Annotated in this window: 16 protein-coding genes, 1 other RNA gene and 1 pseudogene; 15 read left to right on the plus strand and 3 right to left on the minus strand. The window is 70.8% G+C overall.

Annotation, left to right across the window (positions count from 1 at the left end; translation table 11 throughout):
• Positions 1-51 precede the first annotated feature (51 nt).
• The 6 genes from prfB (at position 52) to ACFQQJ_RS13605 (ending at position 6,698) form a co-directional block, all read left to right on the plus strand.
• Positions 52-1,161 (plus strand): peptide chain release factor 2, encoded by a 1,110-nt coding sequence (prfB, locus tag ACFQQJ_RS13580; protein WP_377107214.1) that lies wholly within the window; start codon positions 52-54, stop codon positions 1,159-1,161.
• 112 nt (positions 1,162-1,273) lie between these two features.
• Positions 1,274-1,960 (plus strand): cell division ATP-binding protein FtsE, encoded by a 687-nt coding sequence (ftsE, locus tag ACFQQJ_RS13585; protein ID WP_377107216.1) that lies wholly within the window; start codon positions 1,274-1,276, stop codon positions 1,958-1,960.
• Positions 1,961-1,987: 27 nt separating this feature from the next.
• Entirely contained in the window at positions 1,988-2,893 is a 906-nt protein-coding gene (gene ftsX / locus ACFQQJ_RS13590; protein WP_377107217.1) for a permease-like cell division protein FtsX, read from the plus strand.
• 106 nt (positions 2,894-2,999) lie between these two features.
• Complete coding sequence (locus tag ACFQQJ_RS13595; RefSeq protein WP_377107219.1) at positions 3,000-4,187, plus strand: peptidoglycan DD-metalloendopeptidase family protein; 1,188 nt, start codon at positions 3,000-3,002, stop codon at positions 4,185-4,187.
• Between the two features lie 175 nt (positions 4,188-4,362).
• Positions 4,363-4,839 carry an SsrA-binding protein SmpB gene (smpB, locus tag ACFQQJ_RS13600; RefSeq protein ID WP_377107221.1) on the plus strand — a complete coding sequence of 159 codons (477 nt, stop codon included), beginning with the start codon at positions 4,363-4,365 and terminating at the stop codon, positions 4,837-4,839.
• Entirely contained in the window at positions 4,836-6,698 is a 1,863-nt protein-coding gene (locus tag ACFQQJ_RS13605) for a DUF2207 domain-containing protein (protein WP_377107223.1), read from the plus strand. The genes smpB and ACFQQJ_RS13605 overlap by 4 nt, the downstream gene beginning before the upstream one ends.
• A gap of 25 nt (positions 6,699-6,723) precedes the next feature.
• Here ACFQQJ_RS13605 and ACFQQJ_RS13610 read toward each other — a convergent pair whose 3' ends face one another.
• Positions 6,724-7,092 carry an FKBP-type peptidyl-prolyl cis-trans isomerase gene (locus tag ACFQQJ_RS13610; RefSeq protein ID WP_377107224.1) on the minus strand — a complete coding sequence of 123 codons (369 nt, stop codon included), beginning with the start codon at positions 7,090-7,092 and terminating at the stop codon, positions 6,724-6,726.
• Between the two features lie 149 nt (positions 7,093-7,241).
• Between ACFQQJ_RS13610 and ssrA the strand changes: the two genes are divergently transcribed.
• The 8 genes and pseudogenes from ssrA to ACFQQJ_RS13650 all read left to right on the plus strand — a co-directional run bounded on the left by ssrA (position 7,242) and on the right by ACFQQJ_RS13650 (position 14,945).
• Positions 7,242-7,609: a transfer-messenger RNA gene (ssrA, locus tag ACFQQJ_RS13615) on the plus strand.
• A 250-nt stretch (positions 7,610-7,859) separates the two neighbouring features.
• Positions 7,860-8,438: a response regulator gene (locus tag ACFQQJ_RS13620; RefSeq protein WP_377107226.1), complete on the plus strand. Its 579-nt coding sequence runs from the start codon at positions 7,860-7,862 to the stop codon at positions 8,436-8,438.
• A gap of 283 nt (positions 8,439-8,721) precedes the next feature.
• Positions 8,722-9,468, plus strand: a pseudogene (locus ACFQQJ_RS13625) (sensor histidine kinase); the annotation flags it as partial.
• Between the two features lie 148 nt (positions 9,469-9,616).
• Positions 9,617-10,174, plus strand: a complete 558-nt coding sequence (locus tag ACFQQJ_RS13630; RefSeq protein ID WP_377107228.1) for a YqgE/AlgH family protein — start codon at positions 9,617-9,619, stop codon at positions 10,172-10,174.
• Between the two features lie 86 nt (positions 10,175-10,260).
• Positions 10,261-10,974, plus strand: a complete 714-nt coding sequence (gene mtrA, locus ACFQQJ_RS13635) for an MtrAB system response regulator MtrA (RefSeq protein ID WP_377107229.1) — start codon at positions 10,261-10,263, stop codon at positions 10,972-10,974.
• Positions 10,974-12,533, plus strand: a complete 1,560-nt coding sequence (gene mtrB / locus ACFQQJ_RS13640) for an MtrAB system histidine kinase MtrB (protein ID WP_377107231.1) — start codon at positions 10,974-10,976, stop codon at positions 12,531-12,533. Before mtrA ends, mtrB begins: the two co-directional genes overlap by 1 nt.
• Positions 12,517-14,208: a GerMN domain-containing protein gene (locus ACFQQJ_RS13645; RefSeq protein ID WP_377107233.1), complete on the plus strand. Its 1,692-nt coding sequence runs from the start codon at positions 12,517-12,519 to the stop codon at positions 14,206-14,208. The genes mtrB and ACFQQJ_RS13645 overlap by 17 nt, the downstream gene beginning before the upstream one ends.
• A 50-nt stretch (positions 14,209-14,258) precedes the next feature.
• Positions 14,259-14,945 carry a ComF family protein gene (locus ACFQQJ_RS13650; RefSeq protein ID WP_377107235.1) on the plus strand — a complete coding sequence of 229 codons (687 nt, stop codon included), beginning with the start codon at positions 14,259-14,261 and terminating at the stop codon, positions 14,943-14,945.
• Between the two features lie 40 nt (positions 14,946-14,985).
• Here the strand turns inward: ACFQQJ_RS13650 and ACFQQJ_RS13655 are convergent, their stop codons facing one another.
• Positions 14,986-15,324, minus strand: a complete 339-nt coding sequence (locus ACFQQJ_RS13655) for a P-II family nitrogen regulator (protein ID WP_377107237.1) — start codon at positions 15,322-15,324, stop codon at positions 14,986-14,988.
• Positions 15,321-16,715, minus strand: coding sequence for an ammonium transporter (locus ACFQQJ_RS13660; protein ID WP_377107514.1), 1,395 nt, complete (start codon positions 16,713-16,715; stop codon positions 15,321-15,323). The genes ACFQQJ_RS13655 and ACFQQJ_RS13660 overlap by 4 nt, the downstream gene beginning before the upstream one ends.
• Positions 16,716-16,983: 268 nt before the next feature.
• Between ACFQQJ_RS13660 and hpf the strand changes: the two genes are divergently transcribed.
• A complete protein-coding gene (hpf, locus tag ACFQQJ_RS13665) occupies positions 16,984-17,613 on the plus strand; it encodes a ribosome hibernation-promoting factor, HPF/YfiA family (protein WP_377107239.1) in 630 nt (209 codons plus the stop codon).
• The last annotated feature ends 112 nt before the right edge of the window (positions 17,614-17,725 follow it).

Consider the following 17,725-nt stretch of genomic DNA (forward strand, 5'->3'; position numbering starts at 1 on the left):
GGTGACAGCGCCCGCGCCGGGAGCGGGGGTGGTGGCGTAGAGTGGCTCCTCGTGACTGCCGCTGACCTCCAGGCCGACCTGGCCGTCCTCGACCGCACGTTGACCTCGATCGAGGCGGTGATCGACCCCACCGCCAAGCGCGCGCAGATCGCCGACCTCCAGGAGCAGGTTGCCGCCCCCGACCTGTGGGACGACCAGGAGAACGCGCAGCGGGTGACCTCTTCGCTCTCCCGGCTCCAGGCCGAGGTGGACCGTGTGGTCGCGCTCCGCGGGCGCGTGGACGACCTCGGCGTGCTGATCGAGCTCTCCGTCGAGGAGGACGACCCGGCGACGCTGGCCGAGGCACAGCGGGAGTACAAGGCGCTGGCCGCCGACATCGAGGCCCTCGAGGTCCGCACGTTGCTGTCCGGGGAGTACGACCAGCGGGACGCCCTGGTCACGATCCGCTCGGAGGCCGGCGGGGTGGACGCGGCCGACTTCGCGGCCATGCTGTTGCGGATGTACCTGCGCTGGGCCGAACGGCACGGCTACGCCACGGAGGTGTACGACACCTCCTACGCGGAGGAGGCCGGCATCAAGTCGGCCACCTTCACCGTCAAGGAGCCCTTCGCCTACGGCATGCTCTCCGTCGAGCAGGGGACGCACCGGCTGGTCCGCATCAGCCCCTTCGACAACCAGGGACGCCGCCAGACGTCCTTCGCCGGCGTCGACGTGCTCCCGGTCACCGAGGAGACCGACCACATCGACATTCCGGAGGCCGACATCCGGGTGGACGTGTTCCGCTCGTCCGGCCCCGGCGGCCAGAGCGTGAACACCACCGACTCGGCCGTCCGGATCACCCACCTGCCGACCGGCCTGGTGGTGTCCTGCCAGAACGAGAAGTCCCAGCTGCAGAACAAGGCCGCCGCGCTGCGCGTCCTCCAGTCGCGGCTGCTGGAACGCGCCCGTGCCGAGAAGGAGGCCGAGATGCGCGAGCTCAAGGGGGAGGGCGGCAACTCCTGGGGGTCGCAGATGCGGTCCTACGTCCTGCACCCCTACCAGATGGTGAAGGACCTACGCACCGACTTCGAGGTGGGCAACCCCGACGCGGTCTTCGACGGCGACATCGACGGCTTCCTGGACGCGGGCGTCCGCTGGCGCCGTCAGCAGGGCGAACGCTGACCATGCGGGCAACCCTGACGGGCGTCGTGGGGTCGTCGCATACACTGCCCGGTGGCCGGCCTCGCCTCACCTCGAGGGAACGTCCCCATCGCCTACCCGGTCGAGCAACCTCGTGATCAGATTCGAAGACGTCACCAAGACCTACGACGGCCAGACGCGCCCGGCCCTCCGTAACGTGACCGTGGAGATCGCCAAGGGAGAGTTCGCCTTCCTCGTCGGCCAGTCCGGCTCGGGCAAGTCGACCTTCCTGCGGCTCATCCTGCGCGAGTACCTGCCCACCAGCGGCCACATCCATGTGGCCGGCAAGGACCTCAACCGGCTGCACAGCTGGAAGGTGCCCGCGCTGCGCCGCCAGATCGGCACCGTCTTCCAGGACTTCCGGCTGCTGCCGGGCAAGACCGTGAACGAGAACGTCGGCTTCGCGATGCAGGTGATCGGCAAGCCGGCGTCCCTCATTCGCACGGTCGTCCCCGAGACCCTCGAGCTCGTCGGGCTGGAGGGCAAGGGCGACCGGCTCCCCGAGGAGCTGTCCGGAGGCGAGCAGCAACGCGTGGCCATCGCGCGCGCGTTCGTCAACCGTCCGGCGATCCTGATCGCGGACGAACCCACCGGCAACCTCGACCCGAACACGAGCATCGGGATCATGAAGCTGCTCGACCGGATCAACAAGTCCGACACGACCGTGATCATGGCCACCCACGACGCGAACATCGTCGACCAGATGCGCAAGCGGGTGATCGAACTGGCCAACGGGGAGGTCGTGCGTGACCAGAGCAAGGGTGTGTATGGCTACCAGTGATCCGCGTCTGGCACGGAGGGCCGTCCGATGAGGCACACGCTCAGCGAGACCTGGTCCGGCCTGCGCCGCAACGCGTCCATGACCCTGGCCGTGGTGGTCACCATGTGGGTGTCCCTGACCCTCTTCGGCGCGGGGCTCCTCGTGGCGCAGCAGGTCGAGCGGCTGAAGGACGACTGGTACGACAAGGTGGAGATCAGCGTCTTCCTCTGCGTCGCCGACTCCCGGGGCGGCAACTGCGTCCCCGGCGAGCCCGCCACGGACGCCCAGCGCACCACCATCGAGGAGACCCTCCGCAGCAACCCCGAGGTCGCCGAGGTCTTCTACGAGACCCGTGAGCAGGCCTACCAGCAGTTCCGTGAGTACTACGCGAACAACGACCCGATCCTGAAGTCGACGACCGTCGACATGATGCAGGACTCGTTCCGGGTGAAGCTGAAGAACCCGCAGGAGTACCAGGGCGTCATCTCCGCGGTCAGCGGCCTGCCCGGCGTCCAGCAGGTGCAGGATCTGCGGAAGTTCCTGGACCCGATGTTCGCCTGGCTCAACCTCGCCCGCTGGGCGACGGTCGGCCTCAGCGGGCTGCTGTTGCTGGCTGCGGCGCTGCAGATCGGCAACACGATCCGGCTGGCGGCCTACTCGCGGCGCAGGGAGATCGGCATCATGCGGCTGGTCGGCGCCTCGAACTGGTACATCATGCTGCCGTTCCTGCTGGAGTCGCTGATCGCCGCGGTCGGCGGCGCGCTGCTGGCCTGCGCCACGCTGGCCGCCGTCGAGCAGTTCGTGATCGTCGGTCGGGCCGCCGTGGAGATCCCGACCGTCCGCTGGGTCGACTGGGGCAATGTCGGGTGGGTCATGGCGAGCCTCGCCGTCGTTGCCGTCGCGCTCTCTATCATTCCTACATTGATCGCGACCCGGAGGTTCCTCCGGGTCTGAGCAGGAAAACCGATTGGGGCAACTCGTGCTGGTGTCTTCCCCCACCGCACGCGGAGCCCGGGGTAGCCGCCTCGGCCCGTACGTGCATGTGGCCAGAGTCGTGCTCGTGCCTGCGTTGCTGTTGGGGCTCGTCGTCAGCGCCAGTCCGGCCGCGTCCGCGGGTGGCCTGACCGACGCGCGCGACAAGGTGCGCAAGGCGCTCGTGCAGGCGAAGAAGGACGTGGCCTCGGACAAGGAGGCCGTCGCATCGGCGGAGGACCGCCTGTCCGCGTCCGAGTCCTCCCTCGACAAGGCCCGCTCCGAGCTCGCGTACGTCACCAGGAAGCTCGCGGCGGCGAGGAAGCAGGACGCCGCCATCGCTGCCGACCTCGCCGTGGCGGAGGAGGCGTTCGACGATGCGTCCGCCGCCGTGCTGGCCGCCCAGGCCCGGGTGGATGACCAGCGCGCGCTCGTGGGGCAGGTCGTCCGCACGACCTACCAGCAGCGCACCGACCTCCAGGGCCTCGGGCTCGTGCTCGGCGCCGAGTCGGCGTCCGACCTGGCGCAGCGGGTGCAGTGGTCGACGACGCTGTTCGACAGCACCACCGGCCAGCTCGACCGGCTCAAGGAACTGCAGGCCGGTCTCGAGTCCGCCCGCGCCGGACGGGCGGAGGCCGAATCCGCCCTCGGCGAGCGGCGCCGGGCGAGCGCCGCGCACGTGGCGGAGGTGAAGGAGCTCGCCGCGGAGGCGGCCAGGCGCAAGGCCGACCTCGCGAAGCTGGTTGCGGCGAACCGGGCACTCAAGGCAAAGGCCCAGGACGAGCTGGAGTCCAGCCGGAAGCAGTACCAGGCGCTGGAGAAGGAGGAGGCGCGGATCACCGCCAAGCTGCGCGGCGACAGCTACGACATCGTGAACACGGGCGGTTTCATCCGTCCGGTGAATGCCCCGAACGGCTCGCCGTTCGGCATGCGCTACCACCCGATCCTGCACTACTGGCGGATGCACTGGGGCACCGACTTCGGTGCCGCCTGCGGGGCACCGATCCGTGCGATGGCCGACGGCAAGGTGATCTCTGCCGGCTGGACGACGTACGGCTTCGGCAACTACACGATCATCAGCTACGGCCGGATGTTCGGCGCCCAGCTGGCCAGCGGCTACGCCCATCAGTCGAAGGTGCTGGTGCACGCGGGCCAGAAGGTGAAGCAGGGCCAGGTCGTCGGCTACGTCGGCACGACCGGCCTCAGCACCGGGTGCCACCTGCATCTGCAGATCTACCGCAATGGCGTGCGCGTGAATCCGATGCGCTACTTGTAGCAGCCTCGTCGCGAACGCCTGCACCAAGGATCTCGCGGCTCCCGACCCCTCAGCCGCGACACCCCCGGCCCGGCCCGTCGTCCCCCCGGCGACGGGCTGAGCTGTCGTCCGGGGAGGGCCGCTGTCCGGCCCGCTTGGTAGGGTTGGCGGACGGACGCGAGGGGGAGGAGCCAGGATGCCGCGACCACAGGGCAGGGTGCTGGTGGCCCAGAACCGCAAGGCGCACCACGACTACCACCTGCACGACCGCTTCGAGGCGGGGATGGTGCTGACCGGCACCGAGGTCAAGTCGCTGCGGGCGGGGCGGGCCTCGCTGGTCGACGCCTTCGCCACCGTCGACGACGGAGAGGTGTGGCTGCGCAATGCGCACATCCCCGAGTACGCGTTCGGCACCTGGAAGAACCACGCCACCCGGCGCAACCGCAAACTCCTGCTCCACCGCAAGGAGATCGCCAAGCTCGACCGCGAGACCGCCTCGAGCGGCCGCACGATCGTCCCGCTGGCGATCTACTTCTCCGACGGCTACGCCAAAGTGGAGCTCGCCATCGCGACCGGCAAGCGCGACTGGGACAAGCGCCAGACCATCGCCGCCCGGGACGCCGACAGGGAGGCCCAGCGCGAGCTCTCCGCCCGCAACCGGGGCGAACGGTGAGCGTGCGGGCGCCCGGCCGCTGGCTGGCTGCGCTCGCCGTCCTCCTGCTCACCGGCTGGATCTCACTGGGGTCCGCAACCGTCGCGTACGCGGCGTCCGGTGACGTCTTCGACCGCTTCGACGTAGTCGCCACGGTCGACAGCCAGGGCTTCGTGAACGTCACGGAGACGATCGTCCTCCGCTTCGGCGCCTCGTCCGGACGGCACGGCCTCGAGCGCACCCTGATCACCAGGGAGCCCGACGGCGACGAGAACGACGTGGTCTACCGGATCGACCGGGTGTCGGTGACCAGCCCCGACCCGGTCTCGACAGAACTCGACACCAGCGAGCAGGGGAGTGGGCGCACCACCTACCTGCGGATCCGGGTGGGGTCGGCCGACCGGACGATCAGTGCGCCGACGGCCACCTACGTCCTGTCCTACCGGGTGGCCGGGCTGCTTCGCACCTCCGGCACCTACGACGAGCTCTACTGGGACGTCACGGGCGCCTCGATGCCGACCATCGCGGAGGCCTCAGTACGGGTCGACGTGCCCGGTGGAGCGCAGGCGGTGTTCTGCTCCGTGGCGATGCCCGGCGAGCGCGGCGACTGCGATTCGGCGGCGGTGACGGCGGGCTCCGGCCGGTTCGCGGCCACCGGCATCGCCCCGGGCGAGGTGATGACGGTCTCGGTGAAGATCGGCCCGGGCCTCATCGCCGGCAACACCCCGATCCGCGTGGAGAACGCGGACACTGAGAGCGCCCGGCTGGGGAGCTGGCTCCTCGGCGGTTCGCTGGGTGCGGCCGCGCTCGTCCCGTTCGTCGGGTGGTGGTACGTGCGGCGGCGCAGCCGTGACCTGCGCTTCGAGGGCATGCCCCCGGGCACCTTCCCGCCGCCCGGCGTGGCGGCCCGGGAAGTGCCGTCCGACCCACGCATGGAGGTCCCGGTGTCGTTCGCGCCGCCCTCGGTGCCGGTCGCCGAGGCGGGGCTACTGCTGGACGGGCAGTCGGACGTGCGCGACACGACCGCGACCCTCGTGCAGCTCGCGGTGTCGGGGGCCGTCCAACTGCGCAGTGACGCCACCCGGCAGGTCCGGCTCGTCGACGCCTCCCGCGCTCCGGACCGGACGGCGAAGCTGCTGCTGCGCAGCCTCTTCCCCAAGGGCACCGACCAGGGTGCTCAGGTCGACCTCGGCGAGCCGGGAACGCTGTCCGAGGGGCACCGCAAGGTCACGCAGGCCGTGCAGGAGCGCTCCCGTGCGGAGGGCTGGTTCCTTCGTGCGCCGGGGGCCGGCTCGGCCCTGGCCGGTCTCGGCGGGCTGTTCTTCCCCGTCCTCGTCGGCGGGATCGTCGGGGTGGTGTTCCTCGGCCCGCTGCTGCTGATCGTCCTGCCGGTGCTGCTCGCGGTCGTGATCACCGCGCTGGTGGCGCGCTCGAAGCTGAAGCGTGGGCAGCGCAGCGCGGTCGGGCGTGCGCTCACCGACCAGGTCGAGGGGTTCCGCACCTACCTCGCGACAGCAGAGGCCGAGCAACTGCAGTTCGAGGAGGGCGAGGACATCTTCAGCAAGTACCTGCCCTGGGCCGTGGCGTTCGACCTCACCGACCGCTGGACCAGGGTGTGCCAGCGGCTGGTCGAGCTCGGGCGCCTGCCCGCGACCGCGCCCGTCTGGTACTACGGGTCGACCTGGGACTTCGGCTCGCTGGGCCGGCAGTTCGACGACCTCGACTCCTCGGTGGGTTCGTCGATCGCCACGCCCGCGCCCACCTTCAGCGAGTCGGGCTTCGGCAGCAGTGGCTCCGCGTTCGACAGCGGCGGATTCTCCAGCGGCGGCGGTGGCTTCTCCGGCGGCGGTGGAGGCGGCGGGGGCGGCGGCAGCTGGTAGGCGACCGCCGCCCGCAGGGGTGCGGCTACTTCACTCCGACGAGGTCGCAGACGAAGATCAGCGTCTCTCCGGGGGCGATGACGCCGCCGGCGCCGCGGTCGCCGTACGCCAGGTGCGGCGGAATCACCAGGCGGCGGCGTCCACCGACCTTCATCCCGACCAGGCCGTCGTCCCAGCCGGTGATGACGCGCCGCGCGCCGAGGGGGAACACCAGCGGCTGGCCGCGGTCGTAGCTGGAGTCGAACTCCTCGCCGGAGGAGAACGCCACCCCCACGTAGTGCACGGCGACGGTCTTGCCGGGGACGGCCTCGGGGCCGATGCCCTCCTCGAGGTCGGTGATCTCCAGGTCGGCGGGAGCTGCGCCCTCGGGCGGGTCGACGAATGGCTTTTCCATGCCCGGCACCCTACCGCCCGCGCGAGGGCTCGCCGGCACGCCTTCACTCGGTCCCGCACCCCGCCCCGCGCCTGGATTCGCCCCCCGGCACGACCGCACGTATACTGGAGTGCTGGTCGGGAGTGATCCCGTCCGGTGACAACTCAACAGGGGGTGACTGGTTTCGACTTGGGACGGTAGTCCCAGGAGAAGCGGGCCGAGGATCCGGGGACATCTCGTTAACGACTCCCGGAAACCAATAAGTGCCAACACACAGCGCACTGACTTCGCTCTCGCTGCCTGAGCAGTGACCGAAGGGTCAGCCCGGATGCGCCTTCCGTCCGGTTCCTGGCCTCATTCAGAAGGCTTACCGAACTGACCTCGTCCTAGGGTCGGTCCGGGAGAACTCATAGGGCTGGGCTTGTTCACCACGTGCCGGTGCGAGGGTGAGAGTCGAGAAAACGCCTAGCCGGCTGCGCCCGGAGAAGTCCTGGTTCACCTCTTGAGGACGCGGGTTCGACTCCCGCCACCTCCACCCCTGCGATGAGAACGACGCGCCTCCGTCCGCCGGACGGGGGCGCTGCCGTTTCCGCTGGACAGGTCATTATAAAGAGATATAAGCTTCATGCGGCCCGGCGAGCACCGACGGGGCCATCACGCCTGGGGGGCCGCATGAGAACGCACGTGTACCTGACCGGGAGCGGCCCGGACATCGCAGCCGGGGACGATCGCTTCCCGGGACTTGCTCGTTGTGCCGGCCGACAGGTGTCCGGAGGGGCGGCCACGGCATGAGCGCGCTGAGGTTGTCCACGCCCGAGCTCGTCGCGCGGATCCGCGCCGCCAACGGCGACACCCAGGAAGGCCTCGCGCGCCGCCTCGGCGTGTCGTTCCCCACCGTGAACGCGTGGGAGCGCGGCCGGAGCGAGGCGAAGCCCGTGCACCGGGAGGCTCTGGAGGAGCTGGCCGGTTCGCTGCGGATCAGCCAGGGGCTCGTCGTGTTGGTGATCGACGACGACCCGGTGACCGTGGAGCTCGTGCGCGCCGCGGCCACCGACGTCGACGCCTCCGTCACGGTCGAGGGGGCGCTCGGCGGCTGGGAGGGCCTGGTCAAGTGCGGGGCCGTGCAACCGGACCTGTTGTTCCTCGACGTGATGATGCCCGGCATCGACGGGCTGGAGGTCGCCCGTCGCCTGCCCTCGATCGAGGGGCTGGCGGGCCTGCGGATCGTGTTCGTGACCTCTTCGCGGAATCCCGACGTGCTGGCCAGGGCCGCGGCGCTCGGCACGGAGGTCCTGCCCAAGCCCCTCGAACTCGACGAACTCGCCCGGGTCATGGGCGAAGCCCTCGAGCCGGCGTCCCCGCGCTGACCCCACCCGACCGGGCATCCCGCCGGTAACGGCCGGATCGGGCGGCTGTGGTGAAATGCTCCAATTGCCTGCAACGGGCGTCGGCAATGACGTCCTCGAATGGGTGACAATGTCCCCGTCCGGGTGACTACCTGTGCGGGTGACAAGGGGCGATGCATGATTAACCGCAATCAACGCGCCCGGCCACCAGCCCGATGAAAGTTCATCATTCGCTCCTGCCGGCGGCCTTTTCGTTGTTACTGTCCAGGTGTCGTCGCGGGGCACCGGGGCGACACGCCCAGGTATGACATCCGACGAAGCAGGCAGGAAAGGCACACCGAAAGTGACCGCCATCACTTCTGTGCAGACCGAGCAGCCGGGAGCCGGCTCGATCACCGCACAGCTCGCGGCCGTGGGCCACGAACTCAGGACACCGCTCAACGCCGTCATCGGACTCTCGGCCGTCCTCGCCCGCCAGTTGCACGGGCCGCTCACCGACAAGCAGGCCGAGTACGTGGCCCAGATCGAGGCCAGCGGGCGGCACCTGCTCGCGCTGGTCACGGACATCCTCGACTACGCCAAGGCGGACGCCGACAGGCTCAGCACCGACATCGCCGAATTGGCCGCCGGCGAGGTCGTGGACGACGCGGTGGGCATGATCGGCGAACAGGCCCGGGAGCGCGGCATCGCCGTGCTCGTCGACGTGCCCGCGGCTGTGCCGCTGCTGCTCGGCGACGCGGTGCGCGTGCGGCAGATGCTGCTCAACCTGCTCTCCAACGCCGTGAAGTTCACCGCGCCGGGTGGCCAGGTGGGTGTCGGCGTGCGCAGCGAGGGCGACCGTGTCGTCCTGGACGTGTGGGACACCGGCGTCGGCATCGCCCCCGAGCACCTCGACGTCGTCTTCGAGCCGTTCGAGCAGCTCGACTCGCCGCTGTCGCGCCACCACGCCGGGACCGGCCTGGGGCTCGCGATCACCCGCCGCCTCGCCGAACTCCAGGGCGCGCAGGTCAGGGTGCGGAGCACCGTCGGTACCGGCTCCGTGTTCACCCTGGACTTCCCGGCCGCGGCGGCGGCCGCCGCGACCGAGGTGCCCGCGGTGCCCGAGCGGCTGGCCACCGTCGTCCCGCTGCGGCAGCCACGCGACCGGATGCCGGCCGGGACGTCCGCCACAGGTGCCAGACTGGGCTCCGGGAGGTGTCATGCAGAGTTACCAGGTGGGGGACCTGCTGGTGGCCGGGATCTCGATCTCGGACGGGGTCTTCGACGGCGCAGTCGTGCTGCTGCTGGACGCCGACGAGTCGGGGACGCTGGGTGTGGTGCTGAACCGGACCACGGAGATCGAACTGTCCGGGGCGTTGCCGGCCTGGTCGTCCCTGGTCAGTGAGCCGCAGGCGCTCTTCGACGGCGGGCCGGTCTCGCAGCAGGGCGCGGTGTGCCTCGCCGAGCCGTGGTCGGCGACGGAGGAGCCGCCCGGGTGGCGTCCCGTGTTCGACCGGGTGGGACTGCTGAACCTCGACACCCCCGTGGAGATCGCCGAGGGCACCTACCGCAACCTGCGCATCTTCGCCGGCTACGCCGGCTGGGACGCCGGGCAGCTGGAGAGCGAACTGGAGTTCGGGATGTGGCACGTGCTGCCGGCGTTGGCCGGCGACGTCTTCGACCCGGAGCCCCGCACCCTGTGGCGGCGGGTGCTGCGGCGCCAGGGCGGCGAGCTCGGCCTGCTCTCGACGTGGACCTCCGAGACAGAGGCCAACTGAGCACGCGCCCGTCCGGCTGGGCGTGGCACTCGGCGCACGGCTGGGATGGCTAGTATCGATGCACCGGCTACCAAGGAGGGAAGAAGGTGTCAGAGGCTCCCCGGAGTTCCGCCCCGCGGATCCTGGTGGTCGACGACGACGAGGCACTCGCCGAGATGCTTCACATCGTGCTCGGCTCTGAGGGTTTCGACGCGCGCCTGTGCCACCATGGCGACACGGCGCTGGACGCCTTCCGGGACTACCGGCCCGATCTCGTTCTGCTGGACCTGATGCTGCCCGGCCGCGACGGTGTGGACGTCTGCCGCGACATCCGCGCGGAGTCCGGCGTCCCCGTGGTGATGCTCACCGCGAAGAGCGACACGATCGACGTGGTGGACGGGTTGTCCGCCGGCGCGGACGACTACGTGGCCAAGCCCTTCAAGACCCAGGAGCTGATCGCCCGCATCAAGACCCGGCTGCGGCGCCACGTGACGCCCGACGCCGACGTCGACAACCTGCGCATCGGCGACCTCGTGATCCGTGTGAACGAGCACACCGTCCGCCGCGGGGACAGCGAGATCGTGCTCACCCCCCTCGAGTTCGACCTGCTGCTCGCCCTCGCCCGGCGCCCGCGCCAGGCATTCACGCGCGAGGTCCTGCTGGAGGAGGTGTGGGGCTACCGGCACGCGAGTGACACGCGGCTGGTCAACGTCCACGTCCAGCGGCTGCGCTCGAAGATCGAGAAGGACCCCGAGCGACCCGAGATCATCGTCACCGTCCGTGGTGTCGGCTACCGGGCCGGGGAGCCCAAGCCGGCCTGATGAGAGGCCTCGCCCGCTTCGCCCCGTTCCGGCTCTGGGCCAGGTCGCTGCCCTTCCGCGTCGTGGTGAGCACGCTGGCGGCGGCGATCGTGATCCTGGTGGCCACCGGCTGGTTCCTGATGGACCAGTCGAGCCGGGGCATCATGGCGGGCAAGACCCAGACCAGTGTCGCCGAGGCGTCGGCCGTGGTGGCCAGCATGCAGCGCGACCTGTCCACCACCGACCTGCGCACGACCTCGGTCAGCGAGCGGATCAGCCGCCTGGCCAGGGAGGCCGCCAGCCGCGGGCAGGTGGGCAACCAGTACTTCGTGCTCGTCGAGACGCCGATCTCCGAGATCGGGACCGCCGGCCTGGCACCGGAGAGCATCCCGGCACGGATCCGGGCTGCGCTCGGCGAGGACGGCCTGTGGAGCACCCCGACCTTGATCCGCTTCACCGACTCCCGTCCGGAGGAGCCGGGCCTGGTCGTGGCGACCACCCTGTCCGCGCCGGGCCAGTCGCCGTACCCGATCTTCTTCCTGTTCTCCACCGCCCGCGAGCAGGAGACGCTCGCGGTGGTCCAGCAGGCCACCCTGGCCACCGGTCTGTTCCTGCTCGCGGGCCTGACGGCGACCGTGTACCTGATCGCCCTGCAGGTGCTGCGCCCGGTGCGCGCCGCCCGCCTGGCCGCGGAGAGCCTGGCCGCAGGGCACCTCGAGGACCGGATGGCCGTGGTCGGCACCGAGGACCTCGCGGGGCTGGCGCGGTCGATGAACCACATGGCCGAGGAACTGGACAAGAAGATCACCCAGCTCCAGAACCTGTCGCTGGTGCAGCAGCGGTTCGTCTCGGACGTCTCCCACGAACTGCGGACGCCCCTGACCACCATCCGCATGGCCGCGGAGGTGCTGCACGCGCACCGGGCGAGCTTCGACGCCGCGTCCGGACGTTCCACGGAGCTGCTGGCCGCAGAGCTCGACCGCTTCGAGGAGCTGCTGACCGACCTGCTGGAGATCTCCCGGTTCGACGCCGGCGCGGCGGAACTGGCGCTCGACGATGTCGACCTGGTCGGGCTCGTCGCAGAGGAACTGCACGCGCTTCAGCGGCTGGCCGAGGGCGCCGGCAGCGTGATGACCCTGGACGCGGAGACCCGCTGCGTCGCAGAGATCGACAGCCGCCGGATCCGCCGCATCCTTCGCAACCTGATCACCAACGCCATCGAGCACGGGGAGGGCCGACCCATCACCGTCTACGTCCGCGGCGACGACCACGCGGTCGCGATCGCCGTCCGCGACCACGGCGTCGGCTTCTCCGCCGCCGAGGCGGGGCAGGTGTTCAACCGGTTCTGGCGCGCCGACCCGTCCCGTGGCCGGCGGGTGGGCGGCACCGGCCTGGGCCTGTCGATCTCGCTGGAGGACGCGCGGCTGCACGGCGGCTGGCTGAACGCCTGGGGCCGGCCGGGCCTCGGTGCGCAGTTCCGGCTGACGCTCCCGCGGCGTGCCGGGGAGCCGCTGGAGTCCTCGCCGTGGCCGTTGGTGCCACCCGATGTCCGGGAGGTGACCCATGTTCCGCTCGGCTAGGACCATCGGCGCGCTCGTGGCGGCTGCGCTGCTGGCCGGCTGCGCCACGGTGCCGACCTCCGGGCCGGTCGACCGGCACACGCCGCAGGCCACCGGGGTGAACTCCGGCGTCCGGATCGACCCCCTGCCGCCCGCGGACGGGGCCAGCCCGCTGCTGGTCGTGGAGGGCTTCCTGCACGCGATGAGCGTGTACCAGCCCGACTACGCGGTCGCGCGGCAGTACCTGACGCCGTCGGCGAGTGCGGCCTGGCACCCGGAGTCGGGCGTGCAGGTGTACGCCGACGGCGTCCCGCCCGCCGAGTACGGGCTCTCGGCGCCCATGACCGGCACGATCGACGCCGACGGCGTCTACCGGCCGGGGCCGGGCACCGTCCGCACCCACAACTTCCAGCTGGTCAAGGACGACGGCGCACAGTGGCGGATCTCCAACCCGCCCGAGGGGCTGCTCGTTTCCCGGTACGTCTTCACCACCGGCTTCGCCGCGGTCTCCCTGCATTTCCTCGACCGGAGCGGGACCACCCTCGTGCCCGACCCGCGCTACTTCGCCACCGGTGACCAGGCCCTGGAGGAGGCGGCCCGCGCGCAGCTGGCCGGCCCGTCGGCCTGGCTGGCCCCTGCCGTCCGCAGCCTGGACCTGGCGGGTGTCGGGGTGGCGAGCGTCACCGTGGACGACGAGGGCACGGCTGTCGTCGTGCTCGACGGCGCGGCGAGCAGCCTGGACGCCGAGGCGCGACGGGACGTCCTGGCGGAGCTCACCTACACCCTCACCGGGTTCGCCCAGGTGAGCGCCGTGCAGGTGTCGGCCGCGGGCCAGGTGTGGCGCGACGACTCCGGCCAGGCCGTCGTGCGGCCGCAGGCGTTCTCCGCGCTGTCCCCGTCGGGAAGTCCCTCCCGGGTGCTCTACCTGGTGCGTGAGCACAAGCTGGCCCGCATCCGGGACACCACCACGTGGGGTGACCCGACGCCGGTCGACACCGGCCTGAGCCGTCCCGAGCAGGTGGCGGTCAGCCCTGACCTCACGCAGGTGGCGGCGACGACGCAGGGCGCCACGCGGCTGGAGGCCGGGCAGGCGGGGACAGACAAGGCGCGCGTGGTGCGCACCGGCACCGGCCTGCTGCGGCCGGTGTTCGCCCGCAATGGCGAGCTCTGGTCGCCGGCGGCGTCGGGGGCGTCCGCCCTGGAGGTGTACAAGGGCGAGCAGAAGCTCAAGGTTGTGGTCGACGGCGTGCCCGCGCAGCGCGTCCGGGCCTTCGCCCTGTCGCCGGACGGCAGTCGCGCCGCCCTGATCCTGATGCAGGGGGACGTGTCGTCCGTCGGCCTGGTGCGGGTGGAACGGACCGACGGCGCGATCGCGATCACGGGCTGGCAGAGCATCGACCTGGCGCTCAACCCGGGTAGTGCGGCCACCTCGCTCGACATCGGGTGGAGTTCGCCGACCCAGCTCGGGGTGCTGCGCACGAGCGACAGCCAGACCGGTGTCGTCCAGCTCGCCCAGGACGGGTCGGTCGCGACCGACATCGGTCCCAGCGAGGACGCGGAGCTGAGTCGCCTGGCCGTGGCCCCCGGTGGGCCCGCGGTGGCCCTCGGCGCCAACGGCGACGTGTACCGGTTCGGGGGCGAGTTCAACTGGAACCTCGCGCTCACGGGTGTGGACGCGGTGGCCTACTCCGGTTGAGCCTGTGGACGGCTGACGCCGTCCGCACCGTGCGCCCGGAGGATGCCGTCGTGCGACCACGCGACCTCGTGACGGGCCTGGCCGACCTCGTGCTCGGCGCGCGCTGCCCGGGATGCGGCCGGCCGGCGCCGGCGGCCTGCGGGCAGTGCGTGGCAGGAGTGGTCGCCGTCCGGCCGTTCCCGGTGCCGGGGCTGCCCTCGGGCCTGCCACCGGTCCTGGCCGGAGGCTGGTACGACGGTGAACTACGGCAGCTGGTGCTCGCGGCGAAGGAGCGCGAAGCCCTCGGCGTCGTCGGGCTCCTCGGGGGGCGGGTGGCTGCCGCGGTGGCGGCGTGGGTGCTGGCCACGGGGCACGGCGGATCGGTCGTGCTGGTCCCTGTCCCGTCCTCGCGGGCCGCGGTCGCCGCGCGCGGTCTCGACCTGCCCTGGGCACTGGCCGGGGTTGCGGCCACCCGGTTGCGGGCGACGGGCGCGGCCGCGTCCCGGTGGCGTGGGCTCCGACTGGTGCGCGCACCGCGCGACCAGTCCGAGTTGGGACGGGGGGAGCGGCTGGCCAACCTCGCCGGTGCCCTGCGCGGCGTGGCCCGTCCACCCGACGGGGTGCCGGTCGTCGTCGACGACATCGTCACCACCGGGGCCACGCTGGCGGAAGCGGTACGTGCCGGCTCGGTGGCCGGCTGGGTTCCCGGCGCGGCGGCGGTGGTGGCCGCCACGCCGTTGAGAGGGGGCGCCCGGTGAACCGGACGCCCCCTGGGGTGCTTCTACGACGGGTTGTGGGTCAGATCGCTGTCGCGCCGCTCTCGCCGGTGCGGACGCGGACGACGGTGTCGACCGGCACGATCCACACCTTCCCGTCCCCGACCTGGCCGGTGCGGGCCGACTGGACGATGACCCCGGTGAGTGCCTCGGCGTCCTCGTCCTCGACCAGAACCTCCAGGCGCACCTTGGTGATGAAGTCGATGGTGTACTCCTCACCCCGGTAGACCTCGACGTGACCCCGCTGGCGTCCGTAGCCGGACACCTCGCTGATGGTCATGCCGCCGACACCGTGGCGCACCAGCGCCTTCTGAACCGTCTCCAGCTGTTCGGGCTGGATGATCGCGGTGACCAGTTTCACTTGGAAGCTCCCATCTTCTCGGTCTCGGCCAGGTCGTCCTTGGTGAGGACGAGCGTGCGCTGGACCTTGTTGGTGTAGTACACCGGGCTCAGGTCATAGCCGGCCTCGGAGTGCTCGGCGAGGTCGATGCCGCTGAGCTCGTCCGCCGGGCTGACCCGCCAACCGATGGTCTTCTTGATCAGCAGGGCGATGGCGTAGCTCACCACGAAGGCGTAGATCGTGACCGCGATGGCGCCCACGGCCTGCCGCCAGAGCTGGTCGAAGCCGCCGCCGTAGAACAGGCCGGCCGCACCGAACGCGCCCGGGGCCTCGGGATCGGCGAGGAAGCCGATCATCAGGGTGCCGAGCATGCCACCGACGAAGTGGACGCCGACCACGTCGAGCGAGTCGTCGTAGCCGAACTTGTACTTCAGGCCGACGGCGAAGGCGCAGACCGCACCGGCGAGGACGCCGATGATGATCGCACCGACCGGGTTGACCGAGCCGGCGGCCGGGGTGATCGCGACCAGGCCGGCGACGACACCGGACGCGGCGCCCAGCGAGGTCGGGTGGCCGTCACGCAGCTTCTCCACCAGGAGCCAGCCGATCATGGCGGCGGCGGTGGCGGCGAGGGTGTTCACCCAGGCCACGGAGGCCAGCGTGCCGGCGCCCAGCGCGGAGCCCGCGTTGAAGCCGAACCAGCCGAACCACAGGAGGCCGGCGCCGAGCATCGTGAGGGTCATGTTGTGCGGACGCATCGGCTTGGTGCCGAAACCGATCCGCGGACCGAGCACCAGCGCGAGGGCCAGTGCCGAGATGCCGGCGTTGATGTGGATCGCCGTACCACCGGCGAAGTCGAGTGCTCCCAGCCAGTTGGCGATCCAGCCACCGTGGAAGTCGGTGCCGGTCGCGCCGTCGAAGGAGAACACCCAGCCGGCGACCGGGAAGTAGACCAGCACGCCCCACAGGATGGTGAACAGCGTCCACCCGCCGAAGGAGGCGCGGTCGGCGATCGCGCCGGAGACCAGGGCGACCGCGATGATCGCGAAGCAGGCCTGGAAGGCGACGAACGCCAGCGCGGGGATCGTGAAGACCGCCGCGTCCCCGCTCATCAGGCCCTTGAGGCCCGCGAAGTCGAGGGGGTTGCCGAGAAGCCCGAAGAAGGTGACACCGTCTGGCTTGGTCGGGCCGACCTCGAAGCCGAAGGAGTTGCCGAACGCCATGCTGTAACCGAACAGCACCCAGAGCACACCGATGGTGCCCATACTGATGAAGCTCATCATCATCATGTTCAGGACACCCTTCGCCCTGACCATGCCGCCGTAGAAGAAGGCGAGACCGGGGGTCATCAGCAGCACGAGTGCGGCGCTGGTGAGGACCCAGGCGGTGTCGCCTGCGCTGATTTCCAACATCATGAGCAAAAGGGTGGCGAAGGGCTGTTACGCACTCGTGCACCCGGTGTTACGGGCCGGTTAGGCCGTGTTACAGGTGGGTTGCGCGCTCAGTCTTCGCACAGCCGCAACACATGCCCGAACTGCTGGCAAAGGTTGTCGGCCGGGACTACGTTGGGGGTATGGCACCAAGGCCAGTACCCAGTCCCCCCGGGCTGGGAGCCGGGCGGGTGCCTTCGCCATCTGCGCTAGCCGCTCGCGGTTTCGCGCACTGACCAAGGAGGTAGACATGGACGTCTTGGTGACTGGCCGGCACTGCCAGATCCCCGATGAGTTCCGGGCGCGGGTCGAGGAGAAGATCGCCTCGATCGAGAAGCTCAAGGACCGGGTGATCCGCGTTGAGGTGCAGGTGTCTGCCTACGGGTACAAGCGCCAGCCCGACCAGTCCACCCGCGTCGAGATCACGCTGCGCAGCCGGGGTCCGGTGGTGCGCGCGGAGGCCTCCGCGGACGACAAGACCGTCGCCTTCGACCACGCGCTGGACCGGCTCAAGTCGCAGCTGCGGCGCGCGTCCGACCGTCGCAAGACCCACCGCGGGCTGCGTGAGAACGTCAGCCTGGCCGACGGCGAGCTGGTGGCCGGGGCGGCCCCGGCTGCGGAGGACGTCCGTCCCGAGATCCGCAAGATCGCCGGGCTGGAGATCCAGGGCGACGGCCCCCTTGTGGTGCGCGAGAAGTACTTCCCGGCCGTCCCGCTCACCCTTGCCCAGGCCCTGGACGAGATGGAGCTCGTCGGCCACGACTTCTTCCTCTACGTGGACGCCGAGACCGGCGCGCCGAGCGCTGTCTACCGCCGCAGGGCGTACGACTACGGCGTGATCCACCTCAGTGTCGAGGGCGTGGAGGAGGCCTCCGCCTGACGCCACCCGCCCGCGCCCGCCTCTCGCCCCCGATCGCAACTCGTGCTGCCGGAATTCCGGTGGCGGGAGTTGCGATCGGGGGCGTGGGCGTCTTCGGGGGTGAGAAGGGGGG

Source organism: Propionicimonas sp. T2.31MG-18 (assembly GCF_964266745.1).
Classification (GTDB): Bacteria; Actinomycetota; Actinomycetes; order Propionibacteriales; family Propionibacteriaceae; genus Propionicimonas.